At 68.1% G+C, this 14,700-nt stretch carries 12 protein-coding genes and 3 pseudogenes; 7 read left to right on the top strand and 8 right to left on the bottom strand.

Annotated elements, in window-relative coordinates; all coding sequences use genetic code 11:
* The first annotated feature begins 38 nt into the window (after positions 1–38).
* The 3 genes from ACFZDA_RS00835 (at position 39) to ACFZDA_RS00845 (ending at position 3,592) form a co-directional block, all read left to right on the top strand.
* Positions 39–1,265: an amidohydrolase family protein gene (locus ACFZDA_RS00835; RefSeq protein ID WP_391072846.1), complete on the top strand. Its 1,227-nt coding sequence runs from the start codon at positions 39–41 to the stop codon at positions 1,263–1,265.
* The gene (locus tag ACFZDA_RS00840; protein WP_391072848.1) at positions 1,262–2,116 is read left to right on the top strand and encodes an alpha/beta hydrolase-fold protein; all 855 of its coding nucleotides are present in this window, start codon (positions 1,262–1,264) and stop codon (positions 2,114–2,116) included. The genes ACFZDA_RS00835 and ACFZDA_RS00840 overlap by 4 nt, the downstream gene beginning before the upstream one ends.
* Before the next feature lie 105 nt (positions 2,117–2,221).
* Positions 2,222–3,592: an FAD-linked oxidase C-terminal domain-containing protein gene (locus tag ACFZDA_RS00845; RefSeq protein WP_391074528.1), complete on the top strand. Its 1,371-nt coding sequence runs from the start codon at positions 2,222–2,224 to the stop codon at positions 3,590–3,592.
* A gap of 197 nt (positions 3,593–3,789) precedes the next feature.
* On the opposite strand, the gene ACFZDA_RS00850 is transcribed toward ACFZDA_RS00845, so the two are convergent.
* From ACFZDA_RS00850 to ACFZDA_RS00860, 3 genes and pseudogenes are all read right to left on the bottom strand, one after another.
* On the bottom strand, positions 3,790–4,287 hold the full coding sequence (locus tag ACFZDA_RS00850) for a hypothetical protein (RefSeq protein ID WP_391072851.1): 498 nt from the start codon (positions 4,285–4,287) through the stop codon (positions 3,790–3,792).
* 12 nt (positions 4,288–4,299) lie between these two features.
* A complete protein-coding gene (locus ACFZDA_RS00855; RefSeq protein ID WP_391072853.1) occupies positions 4,300–4,629 on the bottom strand; it encodes a hypothetical protein in 330 nt (109 codons plus the stop codon).
* A gap of 7 nt (positions 4,630–4,636) precedes the next feature.
* Positions 4,637–4,798 (bottom strand): annotated as a pseudogene (locus ACFZDA_RS00860) (transposase); the annotation flags it as partial.
* Positions 4,799–5,040: 242 nt separating this feature from the next.
* On the opposite strand from ACFZDA_RS00860, the gene ACFZDA_RS00865 reads away from it, so the two are divergent.
* The 3 genes from ACFZDA_RS00865 to ACFZDA_RS00875 all read left to right on the top strand — a co-directional run bounded on the left by ACFZDA_RS00865 (position 5,041) and on the right by ACFZDA_RS00875 (position 6,615).
* Positions 5,041–5,766, top strand: coding sequence for a dienelactone hydrolase family protein (locus ACFZDA_RS00865; RefSeq protein ID WP_391072856.1), 726 nt, complete (start codon positions 5,041–5,043; stop codon positions 5,764–5,766).
* A gap of 89 nt (positions 5,767–5,855) precedes the next feature.
* Positions 5,856–6,005 (top strand): hypothetical protein, encoded by a 150-nt coding sequence (locus tag ACFZDA_RS00870; protein ID WP_391072859.1) that lies wholly within the window; start codon positions 5,856–5,858, stop codon positions 6,003–6,005.
* A 58-nt stretch (positions 6,006–6,063) separates the two neighbouring features.
* Entirely contained in the window at positions 6,064–6,615 is a 552-nt protein-coding gene (locus tag ACFZDA_RS00875) for an AAA family ATPase (RefSeq protein WP_391072862.1), read from the top strand.
* Between the two features lie 122 nt (positions 6,616–6,737).
* Here the strand turns inward: ACFZDA_RS00875 and ACFZDA_RS00880 are convergent.
* The 4 genes and pseudogenes from ACFZDA_RS00880 to ACFZDA_RS00895 form a co-directional block, all read right to left on the bottom strand.
* Positions 6,738–7,192: pseudogene (locus ACFZDA_RS00880) on the bottom strand (ATP-binding protein); the annotation flags it as partial.
* A gap of 745 nt (positions 7,193–7,937) precedes the next feature.
* Entirely contained in the window at positions 7,938–8,756 is an 819-nt protein-coding gene (locus ACFZDA_RS00885) for an SDR family oxidoreductase (protein ID WP_391072865.1), read from the bottom strand.
* A 513-nt stretch (positions 8,757–9,269) separates the two neighbouring features.
* A complete protein-coding gene (locus ACFZDA_RS00890; RefSeq protein WP_391072868.1) occupies positions 9,270–9,905 on the bottom strand; it encodes an ISAs1 family transposase in 636 nt (211 codons plus the stop codon).
* A pseudogene (locus ACFZDA_RS00895) lies at positions 9,899–10,036 on the bottom strand (hypothetical protein); the annotation flags it as partial. The pseudogene ACFZDA_RS00895 and the gene ACFZDA_RS00890, both read right to left, overlap by 7 nt.
* A gap of 496 nt (positions 10,037–10,532) precedes the next feature.
* On the opposite strand from ACFZDA_RS00895, the gene alaS reads away from it, so the two are divergent.
* Positions 10,533–13,187 (top strand): alanine--tRNA ligase, encoded by a 2,655-nt coding sequence (alaS, locus tag ACFZDA_RS00900; protein ID WP_391074531.1) that lies wholly within the window; start codon positions 10,533–10,535, stop codon positions 13,185–13,187.
* A gap of 165 nt (positions 13,188–13,352) precedes the next feature.
* Here alaS and ACFZDA_RS00905 read toward each other — a convergent pair whose 3' ends face one another.
* Complete coding sequence (locus tag ACFZDA_RS00905) at positions 13,353–14,699, bottom strand: peptide ligase PGM1-related protein (protein WP_391072871.1); 1,347 nt, start codon at positions 14,697–14,699, stop codon at positions 13,353–13,355.
* Between the last annotated feature and the right edge of the window lies 1 nt (position 14,700).

A 14,700-nucleotide genomic window follows, 5' to 3' on the forward strand; every position in this document is an offset into this window, starting at 1 on the left:
CATTGGAAAAGACGGGATGCAATGGCGGAGGATCGACGATGGGACCTGCTCATGTGGTCGGCGCGACGGTCATCGACGGATCAGGGCGTGACCCCAGCAGCCTCGATCTCACGATCCAGAACGGCCGCATTTCCCGACTCGGCGGCTCCAGCGCGCACGGCGAGCGTCTCGATGCCGAGGGATTGACGATGACGCCCGGCCTGATCGACGCTCACGTCCACCTGGGCCTGTCGAGCCCGATCCAGCCGCACTTCTCGTTTCAGATCAGCGCCGCCGAGATCGCGGCGGACATCTTCGCCACGGCCGGCGCGACGCTCGACGCCGGCTTCACCACCGTCCGCGACACCGGCGGGATCGACGGCGGTGTCGTCACCGCGATCGCGAAGGGCAAGGTGAAAGGGCCGCGCGTCCTGTCGTGCGGACCTGTTCAGTGCCAGATCGGTGGGCACGGCTACTACGGAGCCGAATGGGAACCCACCGAGCTGTGGAGCAGCCACCACATCCCGGGCCTGTGCGCCCTGTCGATGATGGCGGGCAACGCGGACGAGCTGCGGCACAACGTCCGCGAAGCCTTCCGTCGCGGAGCCTCCTTCCTGAAGCTCTGCGTGACAGGCGGAGTGGTGGGCGGACATGATCGACTGACCGACACCCAGTTCACCGTCGAAGAGATCGCTGTCGCAGTTCAGGAAGCTGCGGCACGGAACACCTATGTGACCGTCCACGCCCACAACAACCAGGGCATACGCAATGCGGTCGAGGCCGGGGTGCGCTGCGTCGAGCACGGCACCAGCCTCGACGAATCCACAGCGGCTCTGATGGCCCATCGCCAGGTTGCCCTTGTGCCCACGTTCGCCGTCGTCGAGCAACTGCTGCACGACACCGCCGAGGCCGGTCTCGCCGCGTCGGCCCGCGACCGGGCCAAGGGCGTACGCGAGCAGATGGCGCGTGCGCTCGCTGTCGCCAAGCACGCAGGAGTACGGATCGGGCTGGGTTCCGATCTCATCGGTCCGGCCCAGCATCGGCGCGGCAAAGAACTCAGCCTGCGCGCAGCCCTCGGGACGCCGATGGAAGCGCTCGTGGCGGCGACCCGGACCAACGCGGAGATCCTCGGCCTGTCCGGCCAGGTGGGTGTCATCACTCCCGGCGCGCAGGCAGACCTCGTTCTCTGGAACGGCAATCCGCTCGAAAACCCGGAACTGTTCTCCGACCCCACCAACGCCGTCCTCGTCATCCAGGCCGGCGAAATCGTAAAGGACCTCAGATGAGCACCATGTGGCAGGGCTGCCTCCCCCACACCGACTACTTCGAGATGCGCTCCAGCGGTGGGCACGACTACGGCGTCTGGGTCACCACGCCACCGCACTACGACCCTGCCACAGCGCCAGCGCCTGTCGTGTACGTGCTCGACGGCAACTGGGCCGTGGGTTTGACCGCCCCACTCATCGTCACGCAGCTGGACCCCATGCAGGCGATGCAGCCCTACGTCCAAGTCAGCGTGGGCTACGCGGGCGGGGAGGCCGAGCACTGGGAGCGGTTGCGCAACCGCGACCTCGTGCCGCCCGGGGAACCCATCGCGAAGGAGTACATCGATGCGGTGGAAATGGGGGTCGAAAGGGGTGTGACGACTCGCGAGCAAGCCGACGCCTACCTTGCTGAATTGAGCGACAGCCGCGGGGACATGTTCCTGAACTTCCTTACCGACGACCTGCACCCGCGAATCGAACGCGAATACGGCACAGCCCCGAGCGGTCACGGCCTCTTCGGCTACTCCTACGGCGGACTCTTCAGCCTCTACGCCTGGCTCACCAAGAGCACCTTCTTCGAGAGCATCGGCGCGGGCAGCCCCGGCATCGTCAATGCGGACAGTCAGGTCTTCGCTCGACTTGAAGCCATGGGTGACACCCCGCCCGACACCAAGCTGCACGTGACCTTCAACGAGCAGGAGATGCTCGGAGACCTGGCGGTCTACCAGAATCTCGCGAAGAACGCGGCCACGTTCCTTCACCGCCTCATTTCACGCGGCGGATCCGTCACCAGCGCACTCATGCACGAGACGCATGTGACCGGGCTGCAGGCATCGTTCCTCAGCTACCTCAGGACCTGCCGCGCCCAGTGAGCCCGGACGCCGCAGCTCTCCTTCCGTCCCATGTGAGTCGACTTCTCTGGAGGTGTGCGGGTGGCCGAGCGTGACATCGTCAGCACGACGCCCCCTGCCGTGGGTATCGCCGAAGCACTCAGGCGACGGCTGCCCGCCGGCCGGGTGGTGACCGATCCGGACATCGTCGCCGGCCTCTCGCACGACCAGGCGGTGTGGGCGTCTGTGGGCCGAGCGGTGGCGGTCGTGCGCGCCAAGAGCACCGAGGAGGTCCAGACCGTGGTGCGTGCGTGCCTGGAGCAAGGAGTCCCGTTGGTTGCACGCGGCGCCGGCACTGGATTGTCGGGCGGCGCCAATGCCGTCGAAGGAAGCGTGATCCTCGCGCTGGACGGCATGGATCGGGTGCTGGAGGTCGACGAGCTGGAGCGCCTCGCCGTCGTACAGCCCGGTGTGATCAACGACGACCTCCGCGCCCACGTAGCGGCGCTCGGCCTGTGGTACCCGCCCGACCCTGCCAGTTCGCCCTGGTCGACCATCGGAGGAAACGTCGCGACGAACGCCGGCGGAGTCTGCTGCGTCAAGTACGGCGTCACCCGCGACTATGTCCTCGCCTTGGAGGTCGTGACCGGCACGGGCGAGGTGGTCCGGCTGGGGCGCCGCACGTCAAAGGGGGTTGCCGGCTACGACCTTGTGAGCCTCATGGTGGGTGCCGAGGGCACTCTTGGTGTCATCACCGAGATCACGGTCCGGCTGCGACGCCTGCCTCCTGTCGGCGTGACCGCCGTCGGCTACTTCGACAACGTCGGGCAAGCCGGTGACGCGGTGCGGGCGACGACTGCCGCAGGGCTGCGGCCGGCCGCGCTAGAACTCGTCGACCGGCACTGTCTGCGCGCGGTCGACGCCTGGAAGAACATGGGACTCTCCGCCGAGGCAGACGTGGTACTCCTGGCCCGTTTCGACGATGACGGCCGCGCCGCCGAGGAAGGCGCCCGCAAGATGGCCGACTGCTTCCGCGCCGCCGGCTCGACTTGGGCGGACCAGTCGGAGACAAAGGAAGAGGCCGAGATGCTCTTCGCGGCCCGCCGGCTGGCCTTCCCCGCGCTCGAGCGGCTGGGGCCGGTCCTCACGGAGGACGTCTGTGTGCCCATCGGGGCGGTGGCGGAGATGCTGGCCCGCATCGACCGGACCGCTGAGAGGCACCGGATCACCATCGCCAACATCGCGCACGTCGGCGACGGCAACTTGCATCCGCTGCTTGTGACGGAACACGGTGACACGGCGGCTCAGGTCCGGGCCCGTGCGGCGTTCGACGACATCATCGCAGACGCACTGGAACTGGGCGGCACGGTGACGGGTGAGCACGGTGTGGGACTGCTCAAGCGGCCAGGTCTCACCCTGGAACTCGGCCCAGCCGTCCTGCAGATGCATCGCGCGGTGAAGCACGCTCTCGACCCGGCCGGGATTCTCAACCCCGGCAAAATTTTCGGACCCGCATGATCCCTTGGCCAAGTACGGGCTCCTGCTTCAGGGCCATCGCATGTGGCCAGTATGCGATTGCGAAGCCAGCACCTCCCGATCGCCACGACCGTCAGACCGGCGATCCAATGGAGATGGCTTGTAAAGGCCAAGCTCAGGAAGAAGGGAGCTCAGACCTCGCAGAGCAGCTACCTGGAAGTCACGCAGCTGGCTTCGGGCTACTGGTGCCGTGGGAGAGCCTGTGCCTTCTGCGCCGAAAGAGTCTTGTAGACGGTACCGGCGAGGTCGGGCAGCGTGTCCCCTTCGCCAACGGCGCTGTTGACAGCAATTGCGATGATCATGCCGGTCTTCGGGAAGTACATGTGCAGCACCCGGTTTCCAAAAGTGGCCCCCTCATAGGCCCAGACCGTCCCGGCCACAGGATGGACGAAGAACATGTGCCGGCGCCGCTGTCCGGTCTTGCGATCGGTGATGTCCGGCTGGACGGGGCGGATGGTCTTCCAGGCATCGATGAGCTCACCGACGATGGGATCGACCGGCTTGGAGAACGCCGCCGTCGTCTTGTTCGCCGGGATGTGCGGCAGACAGACGCGGTAGGTCTCGCCGCTGTCCGGGTCGGTGGCCTGGTCCCAGCGGACGCACTCGAGCTCGAGACGACGTATCTCGTCCATCCGCAGCCCGCCGAACAACCACACCCTGACCAGGGCGCGGATCATCTCGATCGGGTACTAGTTCGCGTGCCATCCGGCAGCCTTTGCCCGTGGTGTCCCGTAGGCGCGCAGGTCCTCGGCGGTCAGCGTCAGACCGGCGGCCATGAGCTTGGCCCAGGCGGCATCGTCGATGATCCGGGGGTCCGGGTCACGGCCGGCCCGGACCGACAGCGGCAGAGCAAGGGTACGGCGGGGATCGAACCTGGGGGTGATCCGTTCCCATTCGATCGCCCATTGGCCGCGAACTGCGGTCATGGTGTCCGCGATGTACTTGGCGGCGATGTCACGCGTCCAGGCTTGCGGGTTCGTCGCCTCTGGATGCTTCTCGGCTGCCCAGCGTCCGGCCACCAGCAGCGCCCGGCTCCAGCGCGGCCACGAAGGAGTAGGGCCGGCCCGGAATGAACTGCGATGTTGTCTTCGTGCGGCCGTAGACGTGGCAAAACAGCCGCTCTGCCGAGCACGGCGCATCCGAGCGGAGCCACGGCGACACCGAACTACGTCCACCAGCCCGAGCGGGATCTGTGGCACGACTACGAGTGGGGCAACGTGCACTGGTACTGCTGCGGCAACCCCCTCGAATCCCGAGCCCTCCTCGACACCGTGATGCAGGCCATATCGCCCCGGAGTGCCCGCGAACTTCGGAAGGTTGTCAGCCGGTCAGACGCCGTCTGGAACCCCCGGAATACGCCAGAGACCTGCCTTCTGCCAGCAGCAGAACACCGGCCCGACCGGGCTCGACGATCACTACAGTCCAGGCTCATGACGGCAGTTACAACGCGCACGATCGAATACGCGGCCGACGGCCTGACGATGTTCGGGCACCTCGCGCTCCCGGCCGGTGTCGACCGCCGGCCCACGGTCCTGGTCGGGCCCGAGGGGGTGGGGCTCAGCGACGTCGAGCGTCGCAGGGCCGATGCGCTCGCCGAGCTGGGATACGTGGCGCTGGCCTTCGACCTCCACGGCGGGCGCTATTTGGGTGACCCTGAGGAGATGTTGGCCCGTTGCATGCCGCTGCTCGCCGACCCCGACCGGATGCGAGGCATCGGCCACGCGGCGCTCGACGTGCTCCGCGCCGAGCCGCGGACCGACCCGGACCGGATCGCCGCCGTCGGCTACGGCACCGGGGGCGTAATCGCGCTGGAACTCGGGCGCGACGGCGTCGACCTGCGCGCGATCGCGACAGTCAACGGACTGACCACGGGCCGACCAGGCGAGACGGCGCGCATTCATTGCCCGGTGTGGGCCGGGGTCGGGTCGGAAGACCCGATCATGCCGCCCGCGCAACGGGACGCATTCACCGCCGAGATGCAGGCTGCGGGCGTCGACTGGCGCCTCGTGGTCTACGGCGGCGCCTTGCACGCCTTCCATCACCCACCGGTCGACCACATCGTGCTTCCCGGGGTCGGTTATCACCCTCAGCACGCGCAGCGAGCTTGGCGGGACGTTGTCGACCTGCTCGCCGAGTGCCTGCCCATAACGGAGTGATCTGGGCAGACTGGCGTAAGACCGGGCGGACCCCGACCTCAACTACCTATCTCTCACACGTCCTTGACGACTACGGATACCCGCCCCGAATGATCCGCAGCACCCGGCTCGTCGACCTGGTGAACACCATGGACCCCAAGCTCGTCGCCACCGCCTTCGGCATGGACCCCCAAGCCACCCTGATCTATCTCGCCGACCACGTCGATCCCGGACGGATGGAGGAACGGACAGCTCACTGAGACTCACGCCTTGGAAATACGATTGCCGACCCACAGACACGCTGACATCATCGCGAGAGTGATCACTGCCGAGGCGTCGAACTGCCTGATAGTGACAGGTATGCCGGGGGCCGGGAAGTCAACCGTGACCAGACTCGTCGCCGAGCGGCTGCCACGTTCCGCTCGGCTCGACGGCGATGAGCTCAACAGGATGATCGTCAACGGTTTCGTCTGGGCCCTGGGCGAGCCCGCCGACGAAGCAGCGAGGCAAGTGGAGCTGTCGCACCGCAATCTGTGCGCGCTGGCCAACAACTTCGCCGACGCCGGCTTCACACCGGTCATCGATGCGGTGATCCCCTCCCGCGAGAAGCTGGACTTCTTCCTGGATCTCCTCACGCCTCGCCAAGTCCTGTTCGTTGTCCTCACACCGGGCATCGAGGTCTGCCAGCACCGCAACTCCATCAGGGATCCACGGGAACGGTTCGACTTCGACGGCTACGAAGCCCTCGACGCCGATATGAAGCGCGAATTCGGCGCCGTCGGCTGGTGGTTCGACACCGCGGCCCTCACCCCTGACGAAACTGCCGACCGCATCGTCCGCGAAGCCCGCCACCGAGCCCTGGTGCACTAACTGCAATCCGAGCAAAGCGCACATGTCCCGGCCAACGTGTGCCAGGTGGCTCCGAAAGTCGACAGGTTCCCTCCGCGGTCCAAGACCATCGCCCGCTACGGCCCCGCGTTGACCTGCTCTGCATCGACGAACTCGGCTACATGGACGTACTTGACTCGGTAGCCGGCCATCGCGGCTTCGGTGCCCAGTGCGATCAGCAGGTGGGACTTGCCGGTGCCGGAGTCGCCGATGAGGCAGAGCGGCAGGCCCTTCTTGATCCATTCGCACTTGGCGAGGGTATGGATCATGGCTGCGTCGATGTTGGGGTTGGCCTCGAAGTCGAACTTCCGCAGCGACTTGTCGCGGAGGAAGCCTGCCGCCTTGATGCGGCGCTCGGAGCGGCGGCGGGCCCGGTCGTCGCACTCGTCCAGGAGGAGCTCGGCAAGGAAGCCGAGGTAGGACATCTGCTCACGGCTCGCCGTCTCGGCAAGGTCGGGGAACTGGGAGCGGAAGTGGGCAGCCGGAGCATGCGGCATGCCTGGTCGACGGCGGTGGTGGCGGCCTTCTCGGTGAGTCCTCGCTGGCGGGGAAGGGTCACGGCGTTCTCTTTCACGGGGTGGGGTGGTCGGATCGGCGGAGCCGCAGGAGCTGGTCGTAGGGGGCGACGGACTTGAGCTCGGCGAGTGTGTCCACTTCAGGGACGGGGACGAGGTGGTTGCGCGGAACCAGCCGATCTGGCCCTCGACGCCGCCCTTCTCGTGGGCGCCGCGGATGCCGGGCTGGCAGTAGAGGGCGTCGATGCCGTAGTGGGAGCGGAAGGCGGTCCACCGTTCGGCTTCGATCCTGCGGCGGGAGAGGCCCAGCACCTGGGCGAGAGCGTGGACGTGGCCTTCGAAGAACGCTTCCTGCCCTGCCGAGGCGAAGATGCGGTGCACGGCCTTGCCCGAGTACGACAGCCGGAACGCGAACAGGTAGCAGGTCACCAGCTCGCCGGCCAGCTTCACTGTGACGTCGCCGAAGTCGACCTCGGCCTCCGCCCCGGCCCTGTGGGTCTGCGGGACGAACGCGTCCACCACCCCCTTGCAGGCCTGGAGACGGATCTCCTCACGGCGGGCGGCGACATAGGAGCGGACCATCTGGTAGGAGACGTCGACGGCTTCATGCTCGTCCAGGAGCCGGTCGTAGATCCGCTTGACCGTGTGGCGCTGCTTTCGCGGCGCGGTCAGGTCCGTCTTCAGGATGGCGTCGATCACCGGCTTGTAGGGGTCCAGGCGCGTTGCCCGTGGCCTCGTCTTCTTGCCGGAAGCCGACGGCTGACTGAAACGGTCCGGGCGATGAATCGGTCAGTGTATTTCGTCGCGCCGGGTGACCTGAAACTCGAAGGGGATGGTTCCGGGATCCAATGTGGTTGCTCCGCCGTCCACCGTCAGGACGGCTCCGTTGACGAAAGACGCGGCCGAAGACAACAGCCAGGAAATTGCTTCGGCAATCTCGCGGGGATCGCCGGGGCGCTGTGCCGGCAGCAACCGGGTGGCTTCTTCGTATGCCTGGTCGACCTCGCCCACGGCCAGTCCGCAGTCGTCCGCGAACCGTCTCATGCGGCGGTCGGCCATCTCCGTACGCACCCAACTGGGGCAGACCACGTTGGCCCGCAAGCCTTGCGGCCCGTAGTCCACGCAGAGCGACCGGCACAATTGCAGCAATGCCGCCTTGGACGTGGCGTACGCGGCATTGCCCACTCCGTTACGGAGGGCGGAAACCGAAGAAACCGCGACCACGGAGCCCTGGGCCCGGAGCAGGTGGGGTAATGCAGCGCGCATCAAGAGGAAAGGGCCTGTCAAGTTGGTGCGGAGCACCAAATCCCAGTCCTCCTCGGAAAGTTCTCCGACGCCGCCACCGCGTCCCACTCCTGCATTGACGACCAATCCATCAAGTCGGCCGAATCGAGCCATGGTTGTATCGACGAGACGGTCAACGTCCTCCGGAGCGGCGGTGTCGGCCGGACAAGCCAGAGCTCCGGTTTCCGCCGCCACACGGCGCAACGGTTCCGGCCGTCGACCGGAGACGACGACCTCGTGATCGGACGCCCGGAGCAGCCGTGCCGTCGCCGCACCGATTCCGGTTCCTCCCCCTGTCACGACCACAACGCGCTGATTAGTCACGCGAGTTCACCTTCCGCTTGCTGCCGGCTCGGGTGAAGTGATTGTACGTGGCAGCAATCACGGGGGTGCGGTCGTGACGGGGGCTCCAGGTTCTTTGAGAAGTGATCTCATGTCTGGGTTCGTCATGTCAGGCCGAGGGCGGTGAGGGGCCGTAGGTGGTCTCGGACGGTGTGGACGGAGGGCGGCTGCGATGTTGGTGTGGCCGTCTTGGCGGTGGATGCCGATGGCGAGGTTGCGCAGGCCGGCCATGACGCGGGGCAGGTGGCGGGTGCGGATCTTCGAGGCGTCCTCGTGGAAGGTGCGTCCCGGACGTGACGGAGCTGGTTCTCGATGGGCCGGTGACCACGGTCCAGGAGGCGAGTTCGCTGCCGGTGGCCTCGCCGGGCGGCAGGCTCGTGACCAGGTGGATCCGCTCGATCGTCAGCTTGCCTGTGCCCAGGGCCCCTCTCCGCCGCACGGCTTGGAGGGCTCGGCGGGTGTGCGGGTAGTCGGGGTGGGCGAACGCGGCCGTCTTCAGGCGGCGTATCTCGTCGCGGTGGTGTCCGCGTCTGCGTTCGTAGTGGTCCAGGCGGATGTCCCGCCAGGCAGGCGCCGGACCTTCTGGTGCAGCCCTGGGTGGTTCCGCTTCACCACGGCCAGGTAGTGGGCTCCGCGTCCGTGCAGGTAGGTGGCGTGGTCGTGCTGGGTGTGCAGGGCATCCGCAGTGACGACCGTGCCGGTGAGATCGATGTCGTCCAGGAGCGGGGTGAAGGCCGGGATCTCGTTGCTCTTGCCGTCGATCTGCCGTTGGGTGAGGACCTGGCCGTTGTGGGTCATCGCTGCGATCGGGGCGGTGGCCGGCCGCCCTGCGGTGCGGGAGCCGCGGAGTGCCTTGCCGTCGACGGCGATGACCCGTCGTCCCGGGCCCGGCGCCTTGCGCTCCAGGAGGAAGCCGCCGATGGCGCGGTCGAGGGCGTCACCGTCCGCGGCGGCCAGGGCGAGGCGGACGGTCGTGGCATGGGGCGGCCGGATGAGGTCGGCGAGCGGGCCGGGCCGGAACCCGAGCAGGGCCAGGACGCGCTGCGGGGCATCGGTGACCCACTCCTCGATCGCATGGAGGCGGCGCCGGCCAGGACGGCGGCGGCCGCGGCGGTGAGCAGGGCCGTCCACGGGTGACGGATGCCGCGATGAAACCGTGGGTCAGGCACTGCGGCCAGATGACTCCGCAGGGCGGCCACAGGGCATACGGGAAGATGGACGCGCGGGCATGGACTCGCTCGGTACTCATACGGACTCGACACTCACATGATCACCAGTGGCCATGCCTGTTCTGCGTCCAGGGTCGCTGCCGGCGGAAGTCGACAAGTCGTCACATCCCGTGCTCAGTAGGCAAATCGCCCACCCCGCGACTTCTCAAAGGCCCTGGGGACTCCAGTGCCGTAGGGCTGTGTGTGGGGGCGGTGCGCATTCCGGAGCGAGCCGCCGACGGTTCCCGTGGCAGCCACTTCGGCCGCCTCGTATCGGCCACCCCCGCCGACCGGCATGGCGGCCGGTCATCTTGACCGAATCTGTTGGATCACGGGCTGCATTTGGTGGTTGCGGCAGTCCCGGCATCCGGTAGCCTGGCGTCGACCGAGTCATTCTTGAGTAATCGAGTGGGAGTCACGGTGTACCCCCTGGGGGCGCGAGCTATCTGCGTCGAGCTGGAGAACTGAGAACTACCTCAGTCCCTGTTCTCGGCCCGGCTCGGCGTGTGATCCTCCCCCACCTCCGTGACTCTTCCATGAGGCCGTGCCCATGCGCTCAACGCAGATCCGTCAGATCTTCACCGACTTCTTCACCTCGCGAGGCCACCATCTGGTGCCCTCCAGTCCGTTGGTCCCCGACGACCCCACGCTGCTACTCGCGAACGCCGGGATGAACCAGTTCAAGCCTTACTTCCTCGGTGAGACCACCCCTGCCTTTTCCCGCGCGACCAGCATCCAGAAGTGCACCCGCACCTCGGACATCGACAACGTCGGACGTACCACCCGGCACGCGACGTTCTTCGAGATGATGGGCAACTTCTCCTTCGGTGACTATTTCAAGGAAGAAGCCATCGCCTTCGCCTGGGAGCTCCTGACCGAGGGTTATGGACTGGAGAAGGAAAAGCTCTGGATCACCGTCTACAAGGACGACGACGAGGCGGAGAACATCTGGCGCCGCATCGGCGTCCCAGCCTCGCGCATTCAGCGACTCGGCATGGAGGACAACTACTGGTCCATGACGGTCCCCGGCCCCTGTGGACCCAGCTCCGAGGCCCACTACGACCGCGGCCCGGCCTTCGGCAAGGAAGGCGGTCCGGCCGTGGACAGCGAGCGCTACGTGGAGCTCTGGAACCTGGTCTTCATGCAGAGCATCCGCGGTGAGGGACCGCCTAAGAAGGACTACCCGATTCTCGGCGAGCTGGGCAAGAAGAGCATCGACACGGGTCTCGGTCTGGACCGGCTCGCCGCGATCCTCCAGGATGCCCAGAGCGTGTGCACGACCGACCTGCTGCTGCCCACCTACCGCACCGTCCAGGAGCTGGCCGGCCGGGAGGCCCCCGGCGAGGGTGAGGACAAGGTGTCCTTCCAGGTCGTCACCGAGCACGCCCGTTCCATCGCTTTCCTCATCGCCGACGGCGTCCTGCCGGCCAAGGACGGCCGGGGTTACATCCTGCGCCGCCTGATGCGCCGTGCGATCCGCCACGCGCGTCTGCTCGGCATCGACGGCCCGATCCTGCCGCCCGCGACCGCCAGCGTCGTCGCCAACCTCGGCGACGTATGGCCGGAGCTGTCAGCACAGGCCACGCTGATCGAGCAGGTCGCCGCTACGGAGGAGGAGTCCTTCACCCGTACCCTGACCCAGGGCACCCGGCTCCTGGACGCCGCGATCAGCCGCACCCGGGACAGCGGCTCGGCCGCGCTGCCCGGCGAGACGGCCTTCGAACTCGCCGACACCTACGGCTTCCCCTTGGAACTGACCATCGAGGCCGCCCGGGACGTCGGGCTGACCGTCGACGAGGACCGCTTCGCGACGCTGCTGAACGAGCAGAAGCAGCGTGCCAAGGCCGGCGGCAGGGCCAAGACCGCCGAAGCCCTCAAGAAGCTGGACGCCTACCGCGAACTGTCGTCCGCCTTACCCCGTACCGAATTCGTCGGCTACGAGCACCTGACCGCCGAGGCCACCGTCACCGGCCTCATCGTCGACGGCACCGTCGTCCCCGCCGCCGAGGCGGGCGACGAGGTCGAACTCGTCCTGGACCGCTCACCGTTCTACGCCGAGGCCGGCGGGCAGATCGGAGACACCGGCACCCTGACCATGAGCGACGGGACCCGGCTGCGGATCACCGACACCCGCTACGGCCTGGAGGGCTTCCGCGTCCACACCGCCCGCGTCCTGGAGGGCGAACTGCGGACCGGCACCGACGGCCAAGCCCGCGTGGACGCGGAGCGCCGGGCGGGCCTGATGCGCTCGCACTCCGCCACGCACATCCTGCACGCCGTCGTCATGGCCACCCTCGGCGACCACTCCCGCCAGCAGGGTTCCCTCGTTGAGCCCGACCGGCTCCGCTTCGACTTCGCGCACTTCACCGCGCTCACACCCGAGCAGCTGCGAGAGATCGAGCAGGCCGTCAACGGCCACGTCCTGCACGACCCGGCCGTACACGTCTGGCACGCCGACCGCGCCGAGGCCGAAGCCGCCGGCGCCATCGCCCTGTTCGGTGAGAAGTACGGCGACACCGTCCGCATCGTCGACATCGGTGACTTCTCCCGCGAACTGTGCGGCGGCACCCACGTGGCCCACGGCTCCCAGGTCGGCACCTTCCGCCTCCTGTCCGAGTCCTCCATCGGCTCCAACCTCCGCCGCGTGGAAGCCCTCACCGGACACGGCGCCCTGGCCAACGTCGACACCGAACGCCGCGTGCTGACCGAACTGTCCGGCCTCCTCGGCAGCAGGCCCGCCGATGCGCCCGGGGCCCTGCGCAGGCGCCTGGAGGCACTCGCCTCCGCCCAGAACGAACTGGCCCGTCTGCGCACCGCCGAGCTGGGCCGGCAGGCGGCTGACCTCGCGGACCACGCTCGACCTGTCGGGCGGGGCCGGCTCGTCGTCCGGCAGGTCACCGGCCTGTCCCCGGTCGAGTTGCGCACGCTGGCCGCCGACACCGTCTCGCGCATCGGCACCGAGGCGGCTGTCGTCATCCTGGCCACCGAGCACCAGGCGAAGGCCCTGCTGGTGGCCGCGGTCTCCCGCTCGCTGCACCAGGGCGGAGCCGAGGCCAGTCGGCTCCTCACCGATGCCGCGCGGATCGTCGGCGGGGGAGCCGGCGGACGGGGCCCGGTCGCCAACGCGGGCGGACGCGCCTGCGAGCACCTCGAACAGGCTCTGGCCGTCGCCGGCCGGGAAGGCGAACGCCTGCTGGACGACTGACGTGGGCCACGTCCTCACGTGCTGAGAGCCTGGACGGCGAGCAGGCGGGACGCGACGCTCCCACCTGCTCGCCGGAGCCGCCGGATCAGGCGAAACGTCAGCCGGTTCGGCGGCGCGCAAAGGGCAAACCCCGGACATGAGGTCCCGCCCGCGACGGGTCGAAGGTCACTGCTGTGCGGGGAACGACTCGGACAGCTGCTTCTCCCACCGCAGCGCCTCGTCCCGGTCGCGCGCAATGATGCAGAACTCGACGGCGCCGCCCTGCCGCACGTGGTCACAGGCGATGACCACCCCGGCGCGCTCCGCGGGGTCGAACGCCAGACCCGACCGCTCCAGCACGCGGACCGCCGCCGAGAACGACGGGACGCGCCATTTGTTGCGGCTTACCAGCACCCGCTCGGCCAGGTAGCCGGGGCCGACCAGGTTCTCTCCGAACCAGTGCAGGTGCGTGGTGCCGCCCAGGCGGCCGTTGTACTCGGAGAGCACCACCCGGCCGTCCGGGGCGGCCAGCCCGTCGATGTTGATCAGTCCGCGGTAGCCCATGGCCCGCACGGGCTCACACAGCCGGGCGGCGGCGTCCAGGAACTGCCTGCGCACCGCGTCCGAGGTCGTCAGCCCCGGTATGGCGATACCGTCGAACACGGGGGCCATCCGCATCTCGCAGCCATGCCGCTCTGTCACACCACTGTCGTCTATGGCGAACTCCGACCCCAACGGCACCGAGTCCTCCAGGTACTCCTCGACCACGGTGTAGTTCCGCCCCCCGTTGGAGTACCGCTGCCAGTGCCGATCGAAATGGCTCCGCACCGCCCCGGGGCTCCCGAGGACGGACATCAGTGGCGCACCGACCTGGGAGATGCCCGGCCGGGGTGCGAGGATCTCGTTGCCGTGCGCGCCGGCGTGGAAGTCCTGCTTGACGATGGCCGGCTTCCCGGAAGCGAGGAGGCCGGAGGCGAAGGTCTCCGCGTCGTCGCGCACCCGGGTGACCACTCCGTCCGGCAGCGGCAGGCCGAGGCCCTCCGCGATCGAGCGGAAGGCGCTCTTCGCGTTGAGCAGGTCGTGACCCGAGCCTGCGAGGAACCCGAGCCCGGGCGTCCCACGCTCCAGGCCGAGCCGCAGGGCCAGCGCGGCGACTGCCGGCTCGAAGGAGAAGGGCAGCACCCGCTCGATGCCGTTGCTCCCGACGAGCTGCCCGGCCCGCTTCACGAAGTCGGGGTGGAGCAGCCGGTCCCGGGTGAGGACGTCGGTGCCGAACCGTCCGGGCGGTGGGACTAGCACAGTGACGTCGTCGGGGGCGAGGCCTTTGAGACCGAACAGGTAGCGGAGGAAAGCGGGATCAGCCGGCTGGGCCACAACGACCACGTCGCCGGGACGGGCCAGCCACGCCATACGCAGCGAGCTGTTGCCGCCCAGGCGCCGCTTGGCGGGAGGGAACGCCTCCAGATCGCCGATCAGGTGCTCGTTGAAGGGATTGCCGATCAGCAGCGTGCGCCCGGGGTCCGTCCGGCTCACC

Source organism: Streptomyces sp. NPDC007991 (genome assembly GCF_042958445.1).
Lineage (GTDB): Bacteria > Actinomycetota > Actinomycetes > Streptomycetales > Streptomycetaceae > Streptomyces.